The sequence below is a fragment of the Microlunatus phosphovorus NM-1 genome (genome assembly GCF_000270245.1).
Taxonomy (GTDB): domain Bacteria; phylum Actinomycetota; class Actinomycetes; order Propionibacteriales; family Propionibacteriaceae; genus Microlunatus; species Microlunatus phosphovorus.
The window spans coordinates 1,039,606-1,061,320 of sequence record NC_015635.1 but is presented as its reverse complement, the minus strand read 5'-3'; the positions used below and the strand labels follow the sequence as shown (position 1 = coordinate 1,061,320).

At 66.1% G+C, this 21,715-nt stretch carries 20 protein-coding genes; 13 read left to right on the top strand and 7 right to left on the bottom strand.

What is annotated here, in order from left to right; translation table 11 throughout:
• The first annotated feature begins 84 nt into the window (after positions 1-84).
• Positions 85-2,322 (top strand): alpha-L-rhamnosidase, encoded by a 2,238-nt coding sequence (locus MLP_RS04680; RefSeq protein WP_013861865.1) that lies wholly within the window; start codon positions 85-87, stop codon positions 2,320-2,322.
• Between the two features lie 101 nt (positions 2,323-2,423).
• Here the strand turns inward: MLP_RS04680 and MLP_RS04675 are convergent, their stop codons facing one another.
• Positions 2,424-3,431 carry a LacI family DNA-binding transcriptional regulator gene (locus tag MLP_RS04675; protein WP_013861864.1) on the bottom strand — a complete coding sequence of 336 codons (1,008 nt, stop codon included), beginning with the start codon at positions 3,429-3,431 and terminating at the stop codon, positions 2,424-2,426.
• A 199-nt stretch (positions 3,432-3,630) separates the two neighbouring features.
• Between MLP_RS04675 and MLP_RS04670 the strand changes: the two genes are divergently transcribed.
• The 6 genes from MLP_RS04670 to MLP_RS04645 all read left to right on the top strand — a co-directional run bounded on the left by MLP_RS04670 (position 3,631) and on the right by MLP_RS04645 (position 9,832).
• Positions 3,631-4,980 (top strand): ABC transporter substrate-binding protein, encoded by a 1,350-nt coding sequence (locus tag MLP_RS04670; protein WP_013861863.1) that lies wholly within the window; start codon positions 3,631-3,633, stop codon positions 4,978-4,980.
• 24 nt (positions 4,981-5,004) lie between these two features.
• Positions 5,005-5,934 (top strand): carbohydrate ABC transporter permease, encoded by a 930-nt coding sequence (locus MLP_RS04665; protein ID WP_013861862.1) that lies wholly within the window; start codon positions 5,005-5,007, stop codon positions 5,932-5,934.
• Positions 5,934-6,761 (top strand): carbohydrate ABC transporter permease, encoded by an 828-nt coding sequence (locus tag MLP_RS04660; RefSeq protein WP_013861861.1) that lies wholly within the window; start codon positions 5,934-5,936, stop codon positions 6,759-6,761. The genes MLP_RS04665 and MLP_RS04660 overlap by 1 nt, the downstream gene beginning before the upstream one ends.
• Before the next feature lie 102 nt (positions 6,762-6,863).
• Complete coding sequence (locus MLP_RS04655) at positions 6,864-7,892, top strand: LacI family DNA-binding transcriptional regulator (protein WP_231851418.1); 1,029 nt, start codon at positions 6,864-6,866, stop codon at positions 7,890-7,892.
• Between the two features lie 214 nt (positions 7,893-8,106).
• Positions 8,107-9,405 (top strand): HAD family hydrolase, encoded by a 1,299-nt coding sequence (locus MLP_RS04650; protein ID WP_013861859.1) that lies wholly within the window; start codon positions 8,107-8,109, stop codon positions 9,403-9,405.
• Between the two features lie 172 nt (positions 9,406-9,577).
• A complete protein-coding gene (locus tag MLP_RS04645; RefSeq protein WP_013861858.1) occupies positions 9,578-9,832 on the top strand; it encodes a hypothetical protein in 255 nt (84 codons plus the stop codon).
• 189 nt (positions 9,833-10,021) lie between these two features.
• Here the strand turns inward: MLP_RS04645 and MLP_RS04640 are convergent, their stop codons facing one another.
• On the bottom strand, positions 10,022-11,053 hold the full coding sequence (locus MLP_RS04640; RefSeq protein ID WP_013861857.1) for an Rpn family recombination-promoting nuclease/putative transposase: 1,032 nt from the start codon (positions 11,051-11,053) through the stop codon (positions 10,022-10,024).
• A 235-nt stretch (positions 11,054-11,288) separates the two neighbouring features.
• Positions 11,289-12,446, bottom strand: a complete 1,158-nt coding sequence (locus tag MLP_RS04635) for an aminotransferase (protein WP_013861856.1) — start codon at positions 12,444-12,446, stop codon at positions 11,289-11,291.
• A 204-nt stretch (positions 12,447-12,650) separates the two neighbouring features.
• Here MLP_RS04635 and MLP_RS04630 point away from each other — a divergent pair, with 204 nt between their 5' ends.
• On the top strand, positions 12,651-13,631 hold the full coding sequence (locus tag MLP_RS04630) for an NADPH:quinone reductase (RefSeq protein WP_013861855.1): 981 nt from the start codon (positions 12,651-12,653) through the stop codon (positions 13,629-13,631).
• A gap of 17 nt (positions 13,632-13,648) precedes the next feature.
• On the opposite strand, the gene MLP_RS04625 is transcribed toward MLP_RS04630, so the two are convergent.
• Entirely contained in the window at positions 13,649-14,536 is an 888-nt protein-coding gene (locus tag MLP_RS04625; protein WP_013861854.1) for a helix-turn-helix transcriptional regulator, read from the bottom strand.
• Between the two features lie 144 nt (positions 14,537-14,680).
• On the opposite strand from MLP_RS04625, the gene MLP_RS04620 reads away from it, so the two are divergent.
• Complete coding sequence (locus MLP_RS04620) at positions 14,681-15,643, top strand: aldo/keto reductase (RefSeq protein ID WP_013861853.1); 963 nt, start codon at positions 14,681-14,683, stop codon at positions 15,641-15,643.
• A 569-nt stretch (positions 15,644-16,212) separates the two neighbouring features.
• On the top strand, positions 16,213-16,668 hold the full coding sequence (locus MLP_RS04615; protein ID WP_197536502.1) for a GNAT family N-acetyltransferase: 456 nt from the start codon (positions 16,213-16,215) through the stop codon (positions 16,666-16,668).
• A gap of 369 nt (positions 16,669-17,037) precedes the next feature.
• Here the strand turns inward: MLP_RS04615 and MLP_RS04610 are convergent, their stop codons facing one another.
• The 3 genes from MLP_RS04610 to MLP_RS04600 all read right to left on the bottom strand — a co-directional run bounded on the left by MLP_RS04610 (position 17,038) and on the right by MLP_RS04600 (position 19,828).
• Complete coding sequence (locus MLP_RS04610; RefSeq protein ID WP_013861850.1) at positions 17,038-17,385, bottom strand: VOC family protein; 348 nt, start codon at positions 17,383-17,385, stop codon at positions 17,038-17,040.
• 119 nt (positions 17,386-17,504) lie between these two features.
• Complete coding sequence (locus MLP_RS04605) at positions 17,505-18,809, bottom strand: multidrug effflux MFS transporter (RefSeq protein ID WP_231851417.1); 1,305 nt, start codon at positions 18,807-18,809, stop codon at positions 17,505-17,507.
• Positions 18,806-19,828 (bottom strand): zinc-dependent alcohol dehydrogenase family protein, encoded by a 1,023-nt coding sequence (locus tag MLP_RS04600; RefSeq protein WP_013861848.1) that lies wholly within the window; start codon positions 19,826-19,828, stop codon positions 18,806-18,808. Before MLP_RS04600 ends, MLP_RS04605 begins: the two co-directional genes overlap by 4 nt.
• A 145-nt stretch (positions 19,829-19,973) precedes the next feature.
• Between MLP_RS04600 and MLP_RS04595 the strand changes: the two genes are divergently transcribed.
• The 3 genes from MLP_RS04595 (at position 19,974) to MLP_RS04585 (ending at position 21,599) form a co-directional block, all read left to right on the top strand.
• Positions 19,974-20,870, top strand: a complete 897-nt coding sequence (locus tag MLP_RS04595) for a helix-turn-helix transcriptional regulator (RefSeq protein WP_013861847.1) — start codon at positions 19,974-19,976, stop codon at positions 20,868-20,870.
• 100 nt (positions 20,871-20,970) lie between these two features.
• Complete coding sequence (locus MLP_RS04590) at positions 20,971-21,309, top strand: type II toxin-antitoxin system RelE/ParE family toxin (protein ID WP_013861846.1); 339 nt, start codon at positions 20,971-20,973, stop codon at positions 21,307-21,309.
• On the top strand, positions 21,300-21,599 hold the full coding sequence (locus tag MLP_RS04585; protein WP_013861845.1) for an addiction module antidote protein: 300 nt from the start codon (positions 21,300-21,302) through the stop codon (positions 21,597-21,599). The genes MLP_RS04590 and MLP_RS04585 overlap by 10 nt, the downstream gene beginning before the upstream one ends.
• Positions 21,600-21,715: the final 116 nt, after the last annotated feature.

Sequence of the window (21,715 nt, the reverse complement as noted above, 5' to 3'; positions counted from 1 at the left end):
GCCCCCGGTTGACACTGCTCGGGTTCCGATGACTACGATCGTTGATCGTTTCATTGCAGCGCTTCAATTCTGCCTAGGAGTGATATGCCTCAGTGGTCCGCGTCGGGCATCGTCCCGGACGACGATTTCGCGGGTGCGCCCTTGTTGCGACGTGAGTTCGAGCTGGAGCCAGGCCACGGGCCCGTCGCCCGGGCGGTCCTGTTCGCGACCGCCCACGGTGTCTTCGAAGCCTTCGTCAACGGCGTCCCGGTGTCGACCGACGTGCTGAGTCCGGGCTGGTCGAGCTATCAGTGGCGGCTGCGCTACTGCGAGTGGGACGTGACCCAGCTGCTCACGCCGACCAGCGTGCTCGGTCTGGCGCTGGGCAACGGCTGGTATCGCGGTCGCCTCACCTGGCTGGGCGCTCGGGCCCTGTACGGCTCCGAGCTCGGCGCGTTCGCCCAGCTGGAGATCACCTTCGCCGACGGCCATCGTCAGCTGGTGGTGACGGATCGCTCGTGGTCGGCCGGGCCCTCAGCAGTGCTGACCAACGACCTCTACGACGGCCAGACCATTGATGCGCGGCGCGCTTGCGAGGACTGGCATCGTCCCGGGTTCGAGTCGGCCGAATGGACCACCGTGCACGAGACGGAGTTCGACACCGCCCTGCTCACGCCCTACGTCGGTCCGCCGGTCCGCCGCATCATGGAACTGCCGGTGGTCAGGTCCTGGACCTCCCCAGCCGGGAAGACGCTGGTCGACTTCGGCCAGAACCTCGTCGGCTGGCTGCGCATCCAGGTCACCGGCCGACGCGGCGACCAGATCGTGGTCCGACACGCGGAAGTGCTGGAGCACGACGAGCTCGGCATCCGTCCGCTCCGGACCGCGGCGGCCACGGATCGCTTCATCCTCAGCGGCGGCCAGGATGTCTTCGAACCGACTCTGACCTTCCACGGATTCCGCTACGCCGAGATCGACGGCTGGCCGGGTGAGTTCGATCCCACCAGCGTGACCGCGGTCGTGGTGAGCTCCGAGCTGCGTCGGATCGGAGGGTTCTCCTGTTCCGACGACCTGCTCAACCAGCTTCATGCCAATGCTGTCTGGGCGACCAGGGGCAATTTCCTCGACGTGCCGACCGACTGCCCGCAGCGCGACGAACGCCTCGGCTGGACCGGCGACATCGCGGCGTACGCGCCCTCGGCGGCCTATCTGTTCGACGTCGAAGGGTTCCTCCGCGACTGGCTCCTCGATCTGTCGGCGGAGCAACGGGCTGCTGACGGACTCGTCGCGTTCGTCATCCCCGATGCGCTCAAGCTGGCCGGCGGACCCGGGAGCTTCCCGCCGCCGGAGTCCACGGCCATCTGGAGCGATGCCGCGGTCTGGGTGCCGTGGGCGCTGTGGCAGGCGTACGGGGATCTCGGCGTCCTGTCCGATCAGTTCGACTCGATGGCTGCCCACGTACGTCGGGTGGAATGCCTGCTGTCCCCGACCGGACTCTGGGACACCGGATTCCAGTTCGGAGACTGGCTGGATCCCACGGCGCCGCCCGACGATCCGGTCGCGGCAAAGGCCGACAACGGCGTGGTGGCCACCGCCTGCCTCTACCGTTCGGCCAGCCTGGTCGCCGAAGCCGCTCGCCTGCTCGGACGCGACGAACAAGATCACTTCGACCGCCTGGCCAGGCGAACCCGTCAGGCGTTCCATGATCACTACGTGTCCGCGGACGGCACCATCACCAGTGATGCAGTCACCTGCTACGCCCTCGCGATCGTGTTCGACCTGCTGGACGACTCGGTACGGCAACGGGCCGGCGATCGACTCGCCGCACTGGTCGCCGAGGGCGGACACCACATCCAGACCGGATTCGCCGGTACGCCGTACGTCACCGATGCGTTGACCATGACCGGCCATCTCGACACGGCGTACCGACTGCTGCTGCAGACGGAGTGCCCGTCCTGGCTCTATCCGGTCACTATGGGCGCGACGACGATCTGGGAGCGGTGGGATTCGATGCTGCCCGACGGCACTATCAATCCCGGCCAGATGACCAGCTTCAATCACTACGCGCTGGGCGCCGTCATCGACTGGATGCACCGCACGATCGGCGGTCTTGCCCCCCTCGAGCCGGGCTATTCACGGGTCCTGATCGCCCCACAGCCAGGGGGCGGCCTCACCTGGGCCAAGGCCTCGTTGGAGAGTCCGCACGGTCGACTAGCCGTGTCCTGGACCTGCGACGACGATGTCCTACGAGCGATCATCGACATCCCGGACGGCGTCGAGGCAGTCGTCCGGCTGCCCGGGCGCGACGAACTCGTCGTGGCTGCCGGTCGACACGAACTCTGACCCGAATCCGCGATTGCTGAGTAGTGAGTGGTCACTCACTGGTGCCCTGTGGTGGCTTCAAGTCACGCGAAGCAACCCTGGCGCACCAGTCGATGAATGCGTCAGGCGAGCGGCGTAGTGCTCTGCCGGATGATCAACTCAGGCTGGGTGACAACCGTACGGTGGACGTGGTCCGGATCGCGCAGCTCCTCGAGCAGCAGACCCATCGCAGTCCGGCCCATCTCGCGCCCGGGTTGGCTGACCGTGGAGACCGGGACCCGGCTCTCGGCAGCGAAATGGTTGTCGTCGTAGCCGATGACCAGCAGATCGTCGGGCACGCTCAGACCGAGCCCGGCCGCAGCCTGGATCACACCGATCGCGAGCGGATCCGACGGACAGATGACGGCGTCCACGGCTGACTCGCTCAAGATCCGGCGACCCGACTCCTGGCCGGAGACGATCGACAGATCCTTGGCCCGCACGATCTCGAGGTCGGCACCGGCGGCCGCGACCGCCCGCTCGATTCCCCGCCGCCGGCGGGCGATGGCGGATAGGCCCAGGTGGGCGGCGAGATAGACCAGCCGGCGGGCGCCCTGATCGAGCACATGTTGGGCGGCCAGAAATCCGCCCTGCTCCTCGTCCACCATCACGCAACAAAGATCGGGATGCGAGTCGGGTGCATTGACCAGGATGGCCGGCAGCCTGCGACGACGAGCAGCACGCAAGGCGTCCAGCGGCCCGTCCACCGGGGCCAGGATGACGCCGGCGACCCGAGCCTCCTCGAAGCGGCCGACATAGGTCTCCTGCTTGGGATGATCCAGATCTGCGTTGGCGATCCACAGGTGGAACCCGGCCGCTGCGGCGGCCGCCTCCGCCCCCCGGGCGATGTCGACGAACAGCGAGTTGCCGAGATCGATCACCACCATCCCCACGGTGTCGCTGCGGCCGGACACTAGCGTCCGTGCGGCGTTGTTGCGGACGAAACCCAGCTCGTCGATGGCCTGCTCGACTCGCACCCGGGTCGACTCGGCCACCTTGTGCGGGTTGTTCAGGACGTTTGAAACGGTTCCGGTCGCCACCCCGGCACGCCGTGCCACGTCCTGGATTCGCGGGTTCGCCGGTCTGGTCACTCAACCTCCTCATCGCACGCAGCGGTGCCGATCTCGATCGACTCCGGGTCAGCCTAGCGGTAGGTCGAGGGATCGGAGAGGAGAGGGTTGACGCGTTTCAATTCGTCCGCTACGTTTCGTTGAAACGATCAAGGCGATGAGGCCGATCGGCCCGCCCGAACCCGCTTCTCGCCAGACTCACTTCGACCTGGAGGGTCCTATGCGATCTCATCCCGCGGCGCGTCGGTTGCTTGCCGTCGGCGCCTTGGCGGCGTCGGCGACGCTGGCATTCACGAGTTGCAGTGCCGGCAGTCTCGGCAGCAGTTCCGGCGGCGAGGACGGCGGCGCCACGACCACGATCACCTTCCTGTCCGGCTCCACCGACACCGAGGTGGCCAGCGCCAAGGCACTCATCGCGGCATTCCAGAAGGCCAATCCGGACATCACCGTGAAGTCCGACACCCGACCCGGGGGCTCCGAGGGCGACAATCTGGTCAAGACCCGGCTGGCGACCGGGGACATGGCCGAGGTCTTCTCCTACAACAACGGCTCGCTGCTGCAGGCGATCAAGCCCGAGCAGAACCTGACTCCACTGGACGGTGAGTCCTGGGCCGGCCAGCTGGACGAGAACTTCGCCAATTCCTCCAAGGGGACCGACGGCAAGCTCTATGGCGCGCCACTCGGCACGGCATTCGGCGGCGGTGTGCTCTACAACATCCCGGTTTACAAGAAGCTCGGCCTCGAAGTGCCCAAGACCTGGGACGAGTTCATGGCCAACAACTCAGCGATCAAGGACGCCGGCGGCGTGACTCCCGTCGAGCAGACCTACGGCGAGACTTGGACGTCGCAGTTGTTCGTACTCGGCGATTATCACAATGTCGAAGCCCAAGCGCCGAATTTCGCGGCCGACTACACCGCGAACAAAGCGCACTACGCCGATACCCCAGCAGCCCTGGCCGGTTTCCAACACATCCAGGAGGTCAAGGACGCCGGCTACCTCAACAAGGACTTCGCCTCGGCCAAACTGAACGATGGCATCAAGGCCGTGGCTACGGGCGAGGCGGCGCATTACCCCCAGCTGGGTGGCTCGGCCAGCAACATCGAGAACGTTGCTCCGGGCAACACCAATGACGTCGGCTTCTTCGCACTGCCCGGCGACAATGCCGAGGCGAACGGGCTCACGATCTGGCCGGGCACCTCCGCGCTCTATGTGCCGAAGTCGGTGGAAGGCGACAAGCTCGATGCGGCGAAGAAGTTCGTCGCTTTCGCCGCCACCCAGGAGGGCTGTGACGCGGCCATTGCGGGCAATCCGCCGCAGGGACCGTTCCTGTCCAAGGCATGCAAGCTGCCGGCCGATGTCTCCCAGGTGGCCAAGGACACCCAGGCCTATATCGACGCCGGCAAGGCCAGCCCGGCGCTGGAGTTCAAGTCCCCGATCAAGGGCCCGAATCTCGAGCAGATCTGCATCCAGGTCGGCACCGGCCAGGAGACCGCCGAGAAGGCTGCGGCGTTGTACGACGCCGACGTCAAGAAGCAGGCTCAGCAGCTGGGTCTGCCGGGCTGGGACTGATCGCCTACACGAAAGGGCTTCGCGATGGCGAGCACACTGAGCAGTGCCGAGGCATCCCGTGGGGCAGCGGCCACAGCGGGCAACCCGAGGTCGGGCCGCAAGCGGCCGGGTCCGTACCCGCTGTGGTTCCTGCTGATCCCCGCTCTGATCTATGGGGTGTTCTTCCTCGTTCCGACCGTCTTCTCGTTCTACTTCTCCTTCACCCGGTGGGACCTGTTCACCTCGCAGTGGATCGGTCTGAAGAACTACCAGACCTTCTTCCAAGAGCAGGCACTGGTCATCGGGCTGCGCAACACCTTGATCTACGCCGTGCTCACCTCGGGTCTCAAAGTGGTCCTCGGGATGGCACTGGCGCTGCTGCTGACCTCTCAGATCATCGCTCGCGGCTACCTGCGCTCGGTGATCTTCTTCCCGGTGCTGGTCAGCGCGATCGGGATCGGCCTGACCTTCACCGTCTTGATGGATCCGGAGAAGGGTCTCATCAACAAGGCGCTGGCCGGCGTGGGCGTCGACGGTCCCGGCTGGCTCACCGACCCCAGCCTGGCGCTGTTGTCGGTGGCCCTGGTCGACGTCTGGAAGGGCGTCGGCCTCGCCACGGTGATCTACATCGCCGGTCTCGTCTCGATCCCCGGTGAGTACTACGAGGCGGCGTCGGTCGACGGCGCCAGCAAATGGGAGGTGTTTCGACACATCATGCTCCCGCTGGCCCGTCCGGCGACCGCGTCGGTGATCACCCTGTCGCTGATCGGCGGTCTGCGTTCGTTCGATCTGATCTGGTCGATGACCAAAGGCGGACCCGGGTTTGCCTCGGACGTGATCGCCTCGGTGATCTACAAGCAGTACCAAGCCGGCTTCTACGGCTTGTCCACCGCCGGCAGCGTGGTGCTGTTCGTGCTCGTCACCGTCATCGTCGTGCCACTGACCAGATGGCTCAATCGCGGAGAGGAATCCTGATGAAGAACGCTCGTGGCGTCGTCGCCGGTGTCGTTTCGATCGTGGTGTCGGCTGTCTTCTTCCTCGTACCGTTTGCCTTCATTCTGGTCACGGCAAGCAAAGACCGGGCTGAGGCCAATCTGCTCGAATTCTCCTGGCCGAAGAACTTCGTCTTGTTCCAGAATCTGAGCGAGGCCTTTGTCGCGCGTGACTATCTGATGGTCATCGCGTTCATCAACAGCTTGATCCTGACCGTGGCCAGTGTCACTCTGCTGGTATTCCTCAGCGCCATGGTCGCCTATGTCTGGCAGCGGCGATCCGGTCCGCTCAGCGGTCTGATCAACGGCCTGGTGTTGACCGGTCTGATCGTTCCCCCGGCGGTCGTGCCGACGATCTGGGTCCTGCAGGGTGTCGGTCTGTTCAAGACCATGCCCGGGCTCATCCTGATCGAGGTCGCCTACGGTCTGCCGTTCTGCATCCTGTTGTTCCGCGCGTTCATCGCCGGCGTGCCCCGCGAGTTGGACGAGGCGGCTTTGGTCGACGGTGCGAATCCGGTCCAGATCTTCTTCCGGGTCGTCTTCCCGGTGCTGCGGTCGGTGATGGTGACGGTGATCATCCTGCAGACGGTGTTCGTCTACAACGACTTCCAGAACCCGCTGTACTTCCTGCCCGGTACGCAGAATGCGACCATCCAGCTGACCCTGCTCAGCTTCCAGAGCCAGTTCACCACGCAGTACAACCTGCTGTTCGCCACTATCCTGCTGGTCACCATCCCGCCACTGGTCATGTTCATCTTCTTCAACCGCAAGATCGTCGAGGGGATGGCTGCCGGCTCGGTGAAGGGCTAGCCCGCAGGTCCGGCTTCGAGAGGACATTGGCACGTTTCAGTGCTCCGCTAGGATGACGTGCCTACGAACCGGCGACTCGACAGCTGAATGATGGGAGGTGGCGTGGCGCGCACCGCCGCCTCCGTCAGCATGAAGGATGTCGCTGCGCTCGCCGGCGTCTCCCTCGGCACGGTGTCCAATGTGGTCAACTCGCCACAACTGGTCAGCGAGGCGACGCGGGCCAGGGTCGAGGTGGCGATCGCCAAGCTCGGCTGGGTGCCCAACGAGTCGGCCCGGCAGTTGCGCGCCGGTCGGAGCCGATCCATCGGCATGGTGGTGATGGACATCAGCAATCCGTTCTTCGCCGACGTGCTGGCCGGCGCCGAGACCGCGGTCTATGACCACGGCTACACACTGCAGGTCGGCAACAGCCGGTCAGAACCGGTGCGGGAGAGTGAGCAACTGCTGCTGTTCGAACAGCAACGGGTCCGCGGTGTCCTCTACACACCCGTGGGCGCCCTGAACGATCGCATCGCTCAGATGCGCCACCGCAACATCCCGGTCGTCATCGTCGACCGCACTGGTGATGGCTCCGGCTATTGCTCGGTGTCGGTCGACGATGTCGAGGGTGGCCGGCTCGCCGCGGAGCATCTGTTCGCTCGAGGTCACCGGGCGATTGCCGTCGTTGGAGGTCCAGGGAGTCTGCATCAGGTACGCGATCGGCGGCTTGGCGTTGATCTCGCCCGAGGCCAGCAAGCCGAACCCGTACGGGTGATGACCGTGACGACCGAGGCGATGGACGCCGCATCCGGGGTTGCCGCCGCGGATCAACTGCTGACCCTGCCGGTCGACGAGCGCCCGACCGGTGTCTTCGCCACCAATGACCTGCTGGCCATGGGTCTGCTCCAAGGTTTCGTGACACATGGGCTTCGGGTTCCCGACGACATGGCCATCATCGGCTACGACGACATCTCCTTCGCGGCATCGGCGGCCGTGCCCCTGTCGTCGATCCGCCAGCCGCGCGAGGCACTCGGACGGCGAGCGGCGGAACTGCTGTTCGAGGAGATCGCCGCTGCCGACAACAAGACCGAGCACGAGCACCAGAGCGTCCGTTTCACCCCGGAGCTGGTCGTTCGCCGCAGTAGCGCCTAGAAGGGGTGCGCGGCCCCTACTCCCTAGAAGAATCTCGGCCACAAATATTCGAAGGCAAACCTCTTGACTCGAAGTATTCGCGGAATCTAACGTCCAGCGAATCCAGAGCTACTCAGGTCTTCCTGAGAGAAGAGGAGTTCCCCATGACTGGTGCCATCGCACCCAACGGCCGCCTTTGTGGCCAGACCGCTCGCCGCGACCGAGGAGGTTCGAGATGAGACTGAGACGACTGGGCGCTCCACTCCTGGCTGCCGCGCTCGCGTGTGTTGGCCTTGGCGCCGCACTCGGCGCAGGGGAGGCGGACGCCGCACCCGCACCGACACCACAATGTCGCCAACTCGATCCGTCCTTGCCCTGGCACGACGGCGTACGCGAGTTCCTGCAGAAGGCGATCGATGCCAACAGCACCTGCATGGGCACCGTGGTTCCGGGCCAGAACAAAGTGGCGATCTTCGACTGGGACAACACCGTTGTGAAGAACGACGTCGGTCGCGGCACCAACATGTATCTGCTGAAGAACGACCTGGTTCTGCAGCCGCCGAACAAGGACTGGAGCCGAACCAACCGATTCATCACCAAGGCGGCGGTGAAGGCACTGACCAAGGCCTGCGGGACCAAGGTGCCGGCCGGGAAACCACTGCCGACCAGCACCAATACCGCGTGCGCCGATGAGATCATCGCCATCACCAGTGGCAAGACGAAGGCCGGCGAGGAAGCGTTCAAGGGGTTCGACCATCGCTGGATGGAAGCCTCGTTCGTCTGGGGTGGCAACCTGGCAGCCGGCTACACCGACGCCCAGCTGGCCACGTTCGCGCAGAAGGCAAAGGTGGGCTACGAAGCCAACCCGGTCGGCTCCACCCAGGTGGTCGGCACCAGCACGACGTTCGACTACATCCACGTCTACCCCCAGATCCGGGATCTGGTCGGCACCTTGGTGGCCCACGGCATCACCCCGTGGGTGGTCTCCGCCTCGCCAGAGCCGATCGTCAAGGCCTGGGCCCCTTCCGCCGGCTTCACCGTCGACCACGTGGTGGGCATCCGCTATCTGCACGACCGGAAGGGCCGGCAGATCCATCATCTGAAGGGCTGCGGCGGACAGCCGGACGGAGCCGACACGATCACCAACTACATCGACGGCAAGCGTTGCTGGACCAATCAGGCCGTCTTCGGCGTCAAGGGCAAGAAGGCACTGAAACGTCTCCCGGCTGACCAGCGGCAAGTCCTCGGTGCCGGCGACTCGGTCACCGATGTCACCTTCGTCAAGGACGCCACGCATGCCTCGCTGGCGATCAACCGCAACGTGCCCGAGTTCATGTGCCGTGCCTACGACGGATTGTTCAGCAAGGGCAAGGGCGGCACCTGGGCGATCAACCCGATGTTCATCGAGCCGCTGCCGCAACGTCCGACGCCATACCAATGCAGCACCGCCGGGACCACCAGGAACGGCGATCCGGCTCCGGTCCGGCGAGCTGACGGATCAATCATCCCGGATCAGGTCGACTCCGTCTTCTGATCCCGTTCCGGGACGGGGGCCGGACGGTCCACGTCACGTCGGGTCACTTCGCTCGTGGGCACTTCACGAGCGAAGTGACCTGCGCGGCGCCGCGCTGACGGAGTGGGAGCCAGGGCTGCGCCCGTATGTCGCCGGCTGGCAGACCAGCGGCACACTCAACGGGCGTTCTTTCGTGCCGCCGACCCGGGGCCAGATCGCCGTACGCCGGATCATGATGCGGACCCTGCAGTGGCCGATCGTCGGCCGGCTGATCGCCAAGGTGATGCCCGAGCCGGACATCGCCCGCAAGGAGACCGACATCGTCGCCGCTGTCAGCAGCCAGGCGACGGCCGATTCGACCAACTCGACCGACTCGACGGGCGACCAGCCGAGCCAGACCCAGCAGCATCCGGAGGGGATCTCCGTTGCCGCCGACGCAACTGCCTGAGCACGCCTCGCCGAAGGCCGCCCGAATTCTCGGTGCCGCCCGCGAACTGCTGCTGCGTCGCGGCAGCCGAGGGTTCACGGTCGGCGACACCGCGAGTCGCGCCACGTCGGCAAGGGCACCGTCTATCTGTATTGGGACAGCAAGGAAGATCTCGTCGGGCTCGTCGGCCGGGAGTTCCTCCGCGTCAGTTCAGTCGAGGACCTCGTCGACGCTCATGGCGTTGAGAATTCGCCGGGCCCACGTGTGCAGTTGGTCACTGGTCGCAGTGAACACTCGGGCCTGAATCCCGACAGGCTGCGGCCCGAACTTCACGGTCAGCTGCTCCAGCAGAAGCTCGGCCTGCCCCTCGACTCGGCCCTCGACACGGCCTTCGGCGCGGAGTTTCTCGGCGGTGGTCATGAGTGCCTCCTGCACAACAGGTCCCAAACGACTGACAAACGGTTGGAGCTCTTCGGTCGAAACATCACTGACATTCACAATGTACGTGAACGCGGCGAACAACTGCTGCGATCCACCCGGCGCCGCGGCAACCTCAAGCAGGTCATCGTGCAGAGTCTCCAAGAACCCGAGAAGATCAGGCTGGTCCGAAACCTGGGACAACAACACCTGGATCAACCGCAACGCCGCCGTCACCGGCCGCGCCCGCAACGCTTCGACATCAACCTGGCCCCAGTCATCCAGCCGGTACGGCACCTGCGGCAGAAACTCAGCCAACTCCGCTGCCGTCGCCGGGTCCAGATCCAGCAGGTCCCGCAGATCCGCGGCCGCGGTCCACGCCCTGCGTCCTTGGTAGACCACCGCCGGCAAGATCGCCGGCACCCTCGTCACGGTCGGGTTCGCTTGTAGATACCGGTCCCAGATCCGGACCTGATACCGCAGCATCCGTAACGCCATCAACGGATCCACACTGCTTTGATGCTCGACCAGCACGTAGACGATCACCTCCCGGCCCGCCAACGACACCTGTAACGCCAGATCGGTCTGACGCAGGGTCAACTCCTCATCGACGTAGGTGCCGTCCAACACGGTCACACTGTCGGCATCCAGCAACGGCACCAGTGTCGGGAACAGGGAGCCGATCAACGCCACCTGCTCAGCCCGGCCCTGCAGCCCAGCCCGAAAGTAGCGATCATGCGCCTGAGCGATACCAGCAGTACCCGACGACCCGGGGACCCCAGAATCCGAACGAGCCTGCGGCTCCGGCGCTGACGTTTCCGACATGACCAGCACGCTACGACCCGCCACTGACAGTCCGATCCCGCAGAAGAGCTGCGAACCCGCTCACTACCCACTTCAACCCAGACGCGGCGCGGACGAGCGCTGTGAACCGTCGCCTCACCCGATCACGAAGTGATATATCAGCCCCGACTCAGGGCCCAACTGGTGTGAGGTGGGTCTCGGCGGGCTGGTCGGGACGAGTTTCTGTCAGCAGCCTCGTGGCCACCCGGCGCACATCTCAGGCAGCTGCTGACCGCAACCGATCGGCGAGGTCGCCGGCGGTTCCCTCATCCACGCCGGCAATGCTCACTCGAAGCGAGCGGCTGTCGGTCGGCTCGAACGCCGTACCCGGTAGCAGCAACAGGTCATGGTCGACCAGCAATCTCCGGGCCACCTCCGGTGTCGGCTCGTCATGGAACGGATGCCGGAGCCAGCCGAAGTAGCCACCACAGGCCAAGATCTCGAATCCGCCCGGCTGATCGGCCAGCGCGGCCCGAAACGCCGCTCGCCGGGACGCCATCTCGGCCGCCCGCTCGATCCGCCAGTCGGTGGCTCGGGTGAGGCCGGCCCAGGCCGCCTCCTGCCCGATCTTCGGCGCGCAGACGGCGACGCAGTCCATCAGCTTGGCCACCTCCCGACCGACCTTCGGCCCAGCGACGACCGCGCCGACCCGGTAGCCGGGGATCGCGAACTCCTTGGAGAAGGAGAACAGCCCGATCACGTGATCGCTCCAGTCGGCCTCCGCGTACAGGGCATGGGCCGGTCCCTCGGTGGCGCGGAACGACCGATAGGTCTCGTCCAGCACGAGCGCGATGTCGTGCCGGCGGGCAACCTCGGCGAACGCCGCGATCTCCTCCGGCGGGATGGTCACACCGGTCGGGTTGCCCGGCGTGACCAGCAGCACTGCCCGCGTACGTGGAGTGATCAGCGCCTCCAGCGCTGTGGCGCGCGCCACCAGATCGGCGTCGGGCTCGAGGTAGACCGGGGTGATCCCGTTCAGCCGCAGCCACATGTCGTGATTGAAGTAGTACGGCAACGGCAGCACGATCTCGTCGCCGGGCTGCGCCAGCACCCCGGCGACCAGGCAGAATGCCTGATTACAGCCCGAGGTCACCTGGACGTTCCCGGGCTCCAACGCGGCGTCGTAGTCCTGGCTCAGATCCGCGGCGAACGCCTCCCGCAGCTTGGGCAGACCCGGCACGTCGGTGTAACCCGCGCTTGCCCCGTCGGCCAGGCAACGCTGCAGGTGGTCCACCACCGCCGGCGCCGGCGGATAGGGCGGCGATGCCTGGGACAGATCCAGCAGCGGCAGCCGACCGGCCCGCTGGGAAAGCAAGTCGTACGCCGCACCCACCGGTGAGTCGATCTGGGCCGGAACCCACGGGTTGAGCAGCATGAACGTCCTTCCTGTACGGATTCACGGTCAGCCTTGATGCCCGGCTTCCCCGCCAGATTCTCGTGATCCAAGATCGACGGCGCAACAGCCGACCTCCTCGGCATGTCGCGGCCAGCCGGGCTTCTTCGGCTCAGTCAAAGGAAGTATATTCTCAGGAATAACTATCGGGATGACGTGGTTCGATCACTCAACCGAGGAGGGGCCATGCGAGCCGTCTACTACGACCACCAGGGACCAGCCGACGAGGTGTTGCACCTCGGTGTGCTTCCCGACCCCGAGCCAGGACCGGGTGAGGTGCGCGTACGACTGCACTACTCCGGGGTCAGTCCCGGCGACACCAAGAAGCGGGCCGGCTACTTCGGTTCGGCGATGCCCTATCCGCGAGTGATCCCTCACAGCGACGGCGCGGGGGTCATCGACCAGGTCGGCGCCGGCGTCAGCCCGACACGCATCGGGCAACGGGTCTGGGTCTACAACGCCCAGTCCTACCGTCCCTTCGGCACTGCCGCCGAGTATACCGTGGTACCCGACACCACCGCCGTCGGACTGCCTGACGAGGTCGATGACATCGTCGGCGCATGTCTCGGCATCCCTGGGATCACCGCGCACCGCGCCGTGTTCGCCGACGGACCTGTCGGCGGCCAGACCGTGCTCGTGCACGGCGCCCTCGGCGCGGTCGGATCGCTCGCCGCCCAACTCGCTGACTGGGGAGGCGCCATGGTGATCAGCACCGTCCGCCGCCACAGTGACCTTGCCCATCTGACCGGACCAGCGGCCGAACGAGTCGTCGCACTCGATGACCCGGACCCCATTGGTGCTATCCGCCGGCACACGCCAGCCGGGGTGGATCGCGTCATCGAAGTCGCGTTCTCCGACAACATCGCCCTCGATGCCGCGGTAGCCGCCAACGGCGCGGTGATCGCCGCCTACGCGACCCGCGATCCGCGGCCGTGTTTCGACTTCTGGCCCATGCTGTTCGACAACATCACCATCCGTCTGCTCGGTAGCGACGATTTCCCCGTCGAGGCGAAACGCAGCGCCGCGATCGATCTCACCACCGCCGCCCGCGAGGGACACCTCGTCATCCCCACGGCGTCGCCATTCGCCCTCGCGGACGTCGCGAGGGCACACGATCAGGTCGACACCGACAACCGTCGGCGGGTCCTGGTCGCACTCGACCGATAGAGCAGGAGCTGGCCTGACTACTGGGTCATGCGTTGGCCGGCCGTGCCGACCAGGTGGGTGGCCGCCCAGCTGGCGAGCAGGGCCAGGTTGTCGGCGTCCGGGGTGCCCGGATCCGCGCTGTAGGCAGTCAGAGTCCAACCCGGCTCGCCGGGCACGTCCAGGGCATCGAAGCTGAGGTTCAGATCGCCGACCTCCGGGCGGCGGAAGTGCTTGCTGCCGATCCGGTGCAGCTCGACGTTGTGCGCGGTCCAGCGAGTGCGGAACTCCTCGCTGCGGGTGGCCAACTCCCCCACCAGATCGGACAGGGCTTTGTCGTACGGATCGCGCCCCGCCTCGGCCCGCAGAATCGACACCGTGGTGCTCGCCGACGCCACCCAGTTCGGGTGCAGCAGGTGAGCACGCGGGTCGAGGAACACGAACCGAGCCAGGTTCACCGGCCGGGTCGGTGATTCGTACGCGAGGCTGTAGAGGGCGCGGCCCATGGCGTTGATGCCGAGGACGTCGAGTCGGCCGTTGCGGATGAAGGCGGGGATGGCGACCATCGAGTCCAGTAGCCGCTGCAGACTGGGCCGCAGCTCGCGGGCCTGCGGCTTCGGCGATCGGCGACGGGAGCCTGTCGGGGAAGCCGCCCTTGCGAGATCGAACAGATAGGTGCGCTCGGACTCATCCAGTCGTAAGCCGGCAGCCAGCGCCTCGAGCACGGTCTCCGACACGCCCGTGAGATTGCCGCGCTCGAGTCGGATGTAGTACTCGATGCTGACCCCGGCCAGCTGCGCAACCTCGGCCCGGCGCAGCCCTGGCACGCGGCGAGCCCCGAAACTAGTCACGCCAGCCTGGTCCGGGGTGAGCCGGGCCCGACGTGAGGTCAAGAAGTCACGTACCTCGGCGCGGTTGTCCACAACCATCGACGGTACGGCAGCTTCAGCCAGCGCCGGGAGACATTGCCATTACCACCTATGGCAGAGTCTCCCAGCGCGTCGCCACTTCCAGGTGAACTGATCTCTGAGGTATGGCGCACGGCAGCGATGAAGGAAAGAAGGACAGGTCAGATGGAATATCAACGGTTGGGACGGTCCGGGCTCAAGATCAGCCGGATCGGCATGGGATGCATGAGCTTCGGAAACCCTGGCTTCCACGCCTGGACCCTCGACGAGGAGGCTGCGCAGCCGTTCTTCCGGCAGGCCGTCGAGCTGGGCGTGACGTTCTGGGACACCGCCAACGGCTATGGCGGAGGTAGCTCGGAGGAGTTCGTGGGCCGGGCGATCAAGACGTACGCCAGACGCGAGGACATCGTGCTGGCCACCAAGGTCCACAACAAGATGCACGATGGGCCCGGCGGTTCTGGGCTGTCCCGCAAGGCGATTCTGGAGCAGCTGGACGCCTCGCTGACCAGGCTCGGGACGGACTACATCGATCTCTATCAGATCCACCGTTTCGACGACGATGTCCCGGTCGAGGAGACCATGGAGACCCTGCACGACGTGGTCAAGGCCGGCAAGGTCCGCTATATCGGTGCGTCGTCGATGTGGGCCTGGCAGTTCGCCAAATTGCAGCACGCGGCCGTCCTGGGTGGCTGGACGCGGTTCGTCTCGATGGGGGACCAGTACAACCTGCTGAAGCGCGAGGAAGAGCGCGAGATGCTGCCGATGTGCCTCGACCTGGGCGTCGGCGCGATCCCCTATTCACCCCTCGGCAAGGGAAGACTCGCCAGGCCATGGGGCCAGCACACCCGGCGCGGCGACAGCGATCAGGTCGCCAAGACCTTCGACCTCGACATCGACAAGCCGGTCGTCGACGCCGTGCAGCAGATCGCCGCGGAACGCGGAGTGCCGATGGCGCAGATCGGGATCGCCTGGCTGCTGTCCAAGCAGGTCGTGGCCGCTCCCATCGTCGGCGCCACCAAGCCCCACCATCTCGCAGACGCCGTCGCCGCCCTCGACATCACCCTCACCGACGACGAGATCACCCGACTCGAGCAGCCCTACACCACCCAACCCGCCTACTGGTGGTGAAGACTCGGCCGTGTGATCGCCATCGAGAAGGCCCCTCATCCACGATCGGCTGATCCGCGGGTCCTGGGAAGGATCTGGTGCGACCTCGCACCGAATCCCTGCCACGAGTCTGCCATTCAGCGGAACGCCCGACATCGAGAGGGCGACTACTACTCCTCCCGTCACCTCGCGACGATCCGGACGGCGAACGGCTTGCGAACGCGACGGCTGGCTGCCTGCTAGGCGCTGCTGGTGACTACAATCACGGCATGGCTCGTCAGTGATGTGACACCTCGCGTTGTTACTCACCACTCATTTTGAAGGACAGCCATGCCCACCAGCACTCTCGTTGGCCAATCCCCCGACATCGCGGCCGTGCCCGCTCCCCCTGTTCGACGTCCACATCCGGGCCCTCACCAGTGCGGACCGCGAACAGCCCGCCCAGCTCTACCTCGACAGCTATCCACCTATCTCGACCCTGGACGGGCCTCGATGGCGTTCGGCCCCGCCGGCGAGACTGCGTCTCCTGATGCCCTCCGCCTGTGCCGCACCGCGGGGATGCGGCCGAGGTGACCCCGACGACGAGCCCGGTGACCATCGCAGCCCGACGTGATCCCGCCGGGGTCGAACGAGTGCTGCGGTCTCTGCCCCAGTGGTTCGGCATCGAAGAAGCCATCCAGCAGTACATTCGTGATGCCGCAGACCTCGCCTACGAGAGTTTGACCGCTTGGTCTGGCGACCGTTGCGTCGGCGTTGCGCTGATCCGCCGCCACTACCCCGAAACGGGCGAGCTGCATCTACTCGCCGTTCATGCTGCATACCGACGGACGGGAGTTGGGCAACGACTCGTCCGACGCGCCGCATCCGACCTCATCTCCACCGGTGCACAGCTCTTCTCCGTTCACACTGTCGGGCCGTCGTACCAAGACACCGGCTACGCCCAAACACGCGATTTCTACGCATCGATGGGATTCGTGCCGCTCGAGGAACACCAAGGCCTCGACTGGACCGGCCCCACACTCATACTCGTGAAGCCTCTGCGCTGATACATCGAGGTGTTCCAAAACTCACCCACATGCGGCCTGATCGCATCCGATCTCGCACTCAGGATTCCCCAGCCGCGTTGCAGATCGCACCGGAACGTAGAGCGTCGCTACGACGAGGTCTATGGTGCGGTTGACACGGGCGAGCAGTTTCGTGGAAAGCAGGATTGGGCGTCCACTCGGCGAGCACGGGACCTGTGGCCTTGACGGTAGCGATCCGGGTCCGACGACTTCTTGGTCGTGGACCAGGCTGCCGGGCATTCGTGCTGGCTGGAAATCGGCGTGCTCTTCGCTCGTAGAGCCGTTGGTCTAGTGCCGCCGATCGAGTGGCGGAGCCGACGCCTCATTGGCCGACGTCGAGGCGCCTGCGACTCACAGAGGTCGGGTGAGGTCAACGATCGGTCCGTCTTGGACCTGCGCCCAGGCCGATTCCATGCCATAGTCCATGGCCGCCGGTTCGCGGAGGATGGTGGCGCCGGCAGCGCGGGCCCTGTCGGCAGCGCTCCTGACATCGTCAACCCAGCAGTGCACCACCACCCCTTGCTGGAGTGCGGTGGTGGATTCGCTCGGAACGTTGAGCCAGACGACAGCACCGTTCCCCGTGGCCAGCTCAGCGAATGCGCCGAAGTCCTGCGTGATGGTCCAGCCGAACGCGTCGTGCAGGCGGCGCGCAATCGTGCTGGGCTGCTCGACGATGAGGGTGATGGCATTGATTGACACTGGCGTCCGTCTCCTTGCTGCCAACTACGTCTGACAGCCGGCGGCGCGAGACGTGCGGAGTACACACGCTACTCGCGGCCGCTTGTGGCCCGGCGGCAAACGCCGAGAAGGTCCGGTCGTCAGCGGCTCGGTCGGGCGAAGACGAAGAGCCCGACCATGGAGATGGCGATGGTCAGGATCATCAACACGGCCATCGGGACGGCGGTGTGCTCGCCGCCGAGTCCAGCGATCGGCGCGATGACACCGGCGGCAACCCACTGCACGAAACCGAGGAGCGCGGACCCGGTGCCGGGATGCTCGGGGACCTCCGCGGCGGCGAGCGCGCCGCCGTTGGGACCGATCAGGCCCTGCGCGGTCATCAGCACGAAGAAGCAGACGATGGCGACCAGCAACGGAGTGTCGAACCAGAGCGCACCGATCAGCATGCCGATGCCGGCGGCTAGTGCGGCGACCTGCCCGACCGCGATGACCGTACGGGTGGCGACCCGGCCGGCGAGCCGGGCCGCCACGAACGAGGCCACGGTCATCCCGACCGCGTTGGCGGCGAAGTCGACCGAATAGCCGATCGGCGACATGCCGTTCATCGATTGGAGCACGAACGCCGAGGTGGCGACGTAGGCGAACACCGCACCCATCGCCGATCCGGAGACGAGCACATAGCCGACGTAGCGCCGGTTGCGCAGCACCTCCCGGCCGGCGACGACGAACGCCCGCAGTCCACCGGCGTGCCGCCGCTCCGGAGGCAGAGTCTCCGGTACGACGACGAGTACGCAGACGATCATCGCCACCCCGAGCGCGGCGACCGTCCAGAACGAGACCCGCCAGTGAGACAGCTGCAAGATGACCGCACCCAGCAGTGGGCCGACGATCGGGGCGATGCCGCCGACGGCCGCGATGATGTTCAGCACCCGGACCAGTTGAGCTCCGGTGGCGAGGTCGACGATCACTGCTCGGCCGATCACCATCGCCCAACCGCCGGCGAAACCTTGGACCAACCGGGCGCCGGCCATGACCCCGATCGTGGGGGTGAGCGCGCAGACCACCGAGGCCACGGTCATCACCACGATCGCGACGAGCAGCGGCCCGCGGCGGCCGCGCTGATCGGACACGGGTCCGCCCATCAGCTGACCGAGAGCCATCCCGACGAAGAACGTGGTCAGGGTCAGCTGGACCTGGGTGGCGGTGGCGGACAGCTCGGCGGCGACGCGCGGGAACGCCGGCACGTACATGTCGGTTGCCAACGGGGCGATCGCGGTCAGGAAGACCACGGTCGCCACCAGCCCGGAGGTGACCAGAGCACGATGCCGGTCGGCAACGTCTGCCTGGCCGCTCACCGCTTCCGGGGCTGGCTGGTCGCCCAGGTACTCACAGTCGGGGCAATAGCCCAGCTGCGGTATCGCCTTGTTGGTCTTGGACTCGGTCACAGGGTCAGCAGCACCTTGGTCGCACGCCGCTCGTCCATTGCCGCGTAGCCCTTGGCGGCGTCCTCGATCGGCAGCGTGAGGTCGAAGACCACGCCGGGGTTGATCTGGTCGGTCATGATCAGCTCGACCAACTCGGGCAAGAACCGGCGTACCGGGGCCGGGCCGCCAAGCAGACTGACGGTGGCGAAGAACAGGTCCAGCCCGTTGAGTTCGACACCGTGCGAGACACCGACATAGCCGACGTGTCCACCTGGACGGGTCGCACCGATGGCCTGCAGCATCGATTCCTGGGTGCCGACGGCCTCGACCGTCGAGTGCGCGCCGTAGCCTCCGGTCAGCTCCTTGATCTTGGCGATCCCCGCCTCGCCGCGCTCGGTGACGATGTCGGTGGCGCCGAACGTACGGGCCAGTGCCTGCCGGTCGGCGTGCCGGGACATGGCGATGATCCGCTCGGCTCCGAGCCGCTGGGCGGCCAGGATGGCCAGCAGCCCGACCGCGCCGTCGCCCACCACGGCGACGGTCTTGCCGGGCCCTGCCTCGGCGGCGACCGCGGCGAACCACCCGGTGCCGAGCACATCGGAGGCGGCCAGCAGACTGCGGGCCTGCTCCTCGGTGGGCTCGCCCGGAACCTTGACCAGGGTGCCGTCGGCCAGCGGGATCCGGGCGTACTCGGACTGGGTGCCGACCGAGCCCATCATCACCTGATGGATGCAGCGGGACTGGAACCCCGCCCGGCAGATCTCGCAGGAGTTGTCGGAGGCGACGAACGAGCCGACCACATAGTCGCCGACCTCGATATCGCGTACGGCATCACCGACCTGCTCGACGATGCCGATGTACTCGTGACCCATCGGCGTGGGTCCGTTGACGTCCTCGTAGCCGCGGTACGGCCACAGGTCAGAGCCGCAGATACACGCGGCGGTGACCCGGATGATCGCATCGGTCGGCTCGACGATCGTCGGATCGGCGATGTTCTCGACCCGGACATCTCCGGGTGCATGCAGGACGACGGCGCGCATAACTGTTCCTCGAAAGAGTGGGTTCTTCGGACGTGGTGGGTACAGCCCCAACCTCAGCACGTTCCTCGCCACCCCGGGAGTCTCTGCTGATAGAGGTACTCAGAGGGACTCCCCCAGGCTCACCAGCAGGGCATACCGTGGGGCGGTGGACAACCGGGCGGAGGTACGCGAGTTCCTCACCTCGCGGCGTGCCCGGATCACCCCCGAGGACGTCGGTCTACCACCGGGCGCGAGCCGCCGAGTGAACGGCTTGCGCCGCAGTGAGGTGGCCACGCTTGCCGGCGTCAGCGTGGAGTACTACACCAAGCTCGAACGCGGCGGGATCAGCGGCGCCTCGCCGGAAGTGCTCGACAGCCTGGCCAAGGCGCTACGTCTCGATGATGCGGAGCGGGCGCATCTGTTCGACCTTGCCCACGCGGCCAGCCCGGTCGCTCGCCCGCCCCGGCGCCGTAGCCCGAAGTGCTGGAGCCCGCACCCGAGCCTGCAGTGGACGCTGGATGCCGTCACGGCCGGCCCCGCGTTCGTCCGCAACGGGCGCATGGACCTGCTGGCAGTCAACCTGCTGGCCCGGGCGTTCTACTCCGACGTCTACGACATGCCCGGGCAACCGCCGAACCTGGCGCGCTTCGCGTTTCTCGACGAGCGCGCGTATCAGTTCCATCCGGACTGGAACTCCTTCGCCGAGATCACCGTCTCGATCCTTCGTACCGAAGCCGGCCGGGATCCGCACAACAAGGAGCTACACGATCTCATCGGCGAACTGGGCACCCGCAGCGAGGACTTCCGCCGCCTGTGGGCGGCGCACAACGTCCGGCACCACGGCACCGGCTTCAAGACCTTCCGGCATCCTGTGGTGGGCGAGCTGACCCTCGCCTTCGAAGGGTTGGAGATGGCCGCTGAACCAGGGCTGACTCTCACCATCTACGCCGCCGAACCCGGTTCGCCATCGGCGGAGCGGATGCATCTGCTCGCCTCCTGGGCCGCCAGCGAGTACGGCGACACGATGCTGGACTATCGAGGCCGAGCGGACGCCGGCTGCTGACCTCCCGGTGTTGCTCTGGAGATCGGACTGTTCGAACAGGTCGTGGCGCCCATTGCGCGCCCGCTCGACCACCTCCGAGAGTGTCAGCTATAGTCGACACATGCTCGACGTCGTCCGCACTGACGAATTCGACTCGTGGCTGCAGAGACTGAAAGACCAACGGGGCAAGTCCCGCATCCTCCGCCGGCTCGACAGGCTAGCCCAGGGCAATCCGGGGGACGTCAGGCCGATCGGCAAAGGGTTATCGGAGCTCCGCCTCAATGTGGGTCCGGGATACCGGATCTACTACCTGCAAGACGGAGAAGTCTTGATCCTCCTCCTATGCGGCGGCGATAAGTCGACGCAGCAGAAGGACATCAAGAAGGCTCACCAACTGGCCGCGGAATGGTCGGCCGATAAGCAGAAGGCTGAAGAGAAGGAGGGCACACCATGGACCTGAGCGAGAAGTACAAGAAATTCGATGCCGCCGACTACCTCAAGGACCTCGACGACGTCGCCGCGTTTCTGGAAGGCGCCCTCGAAGACTCCCTCGAAGATCCGACCGCAGTTCCGCACGCACTGGGCATCATCGCCCGCTCGCAGAACATGAGTGAACTCGCCCGTCGCGTCGGCATGAGCCGCGACGGCCTCTACAAGGCACTCTCCACGGACGGCAATCCCACCTGGTCGACCATCCTCAAGGTCACCAACGCCCTCGGACTCCGCTTCGAGTTGCACTCGGTCGCCTGATGTCCCGCGAGCCCGGGTGGTCCTGCTCAGGATTGTCGGCTTCGCTCGGGATACAGATAGTGCGAAGCCGACAAGATCGAGCGCCTCCTGTGCGGCCCAAGCCCAGTCAACCCGCG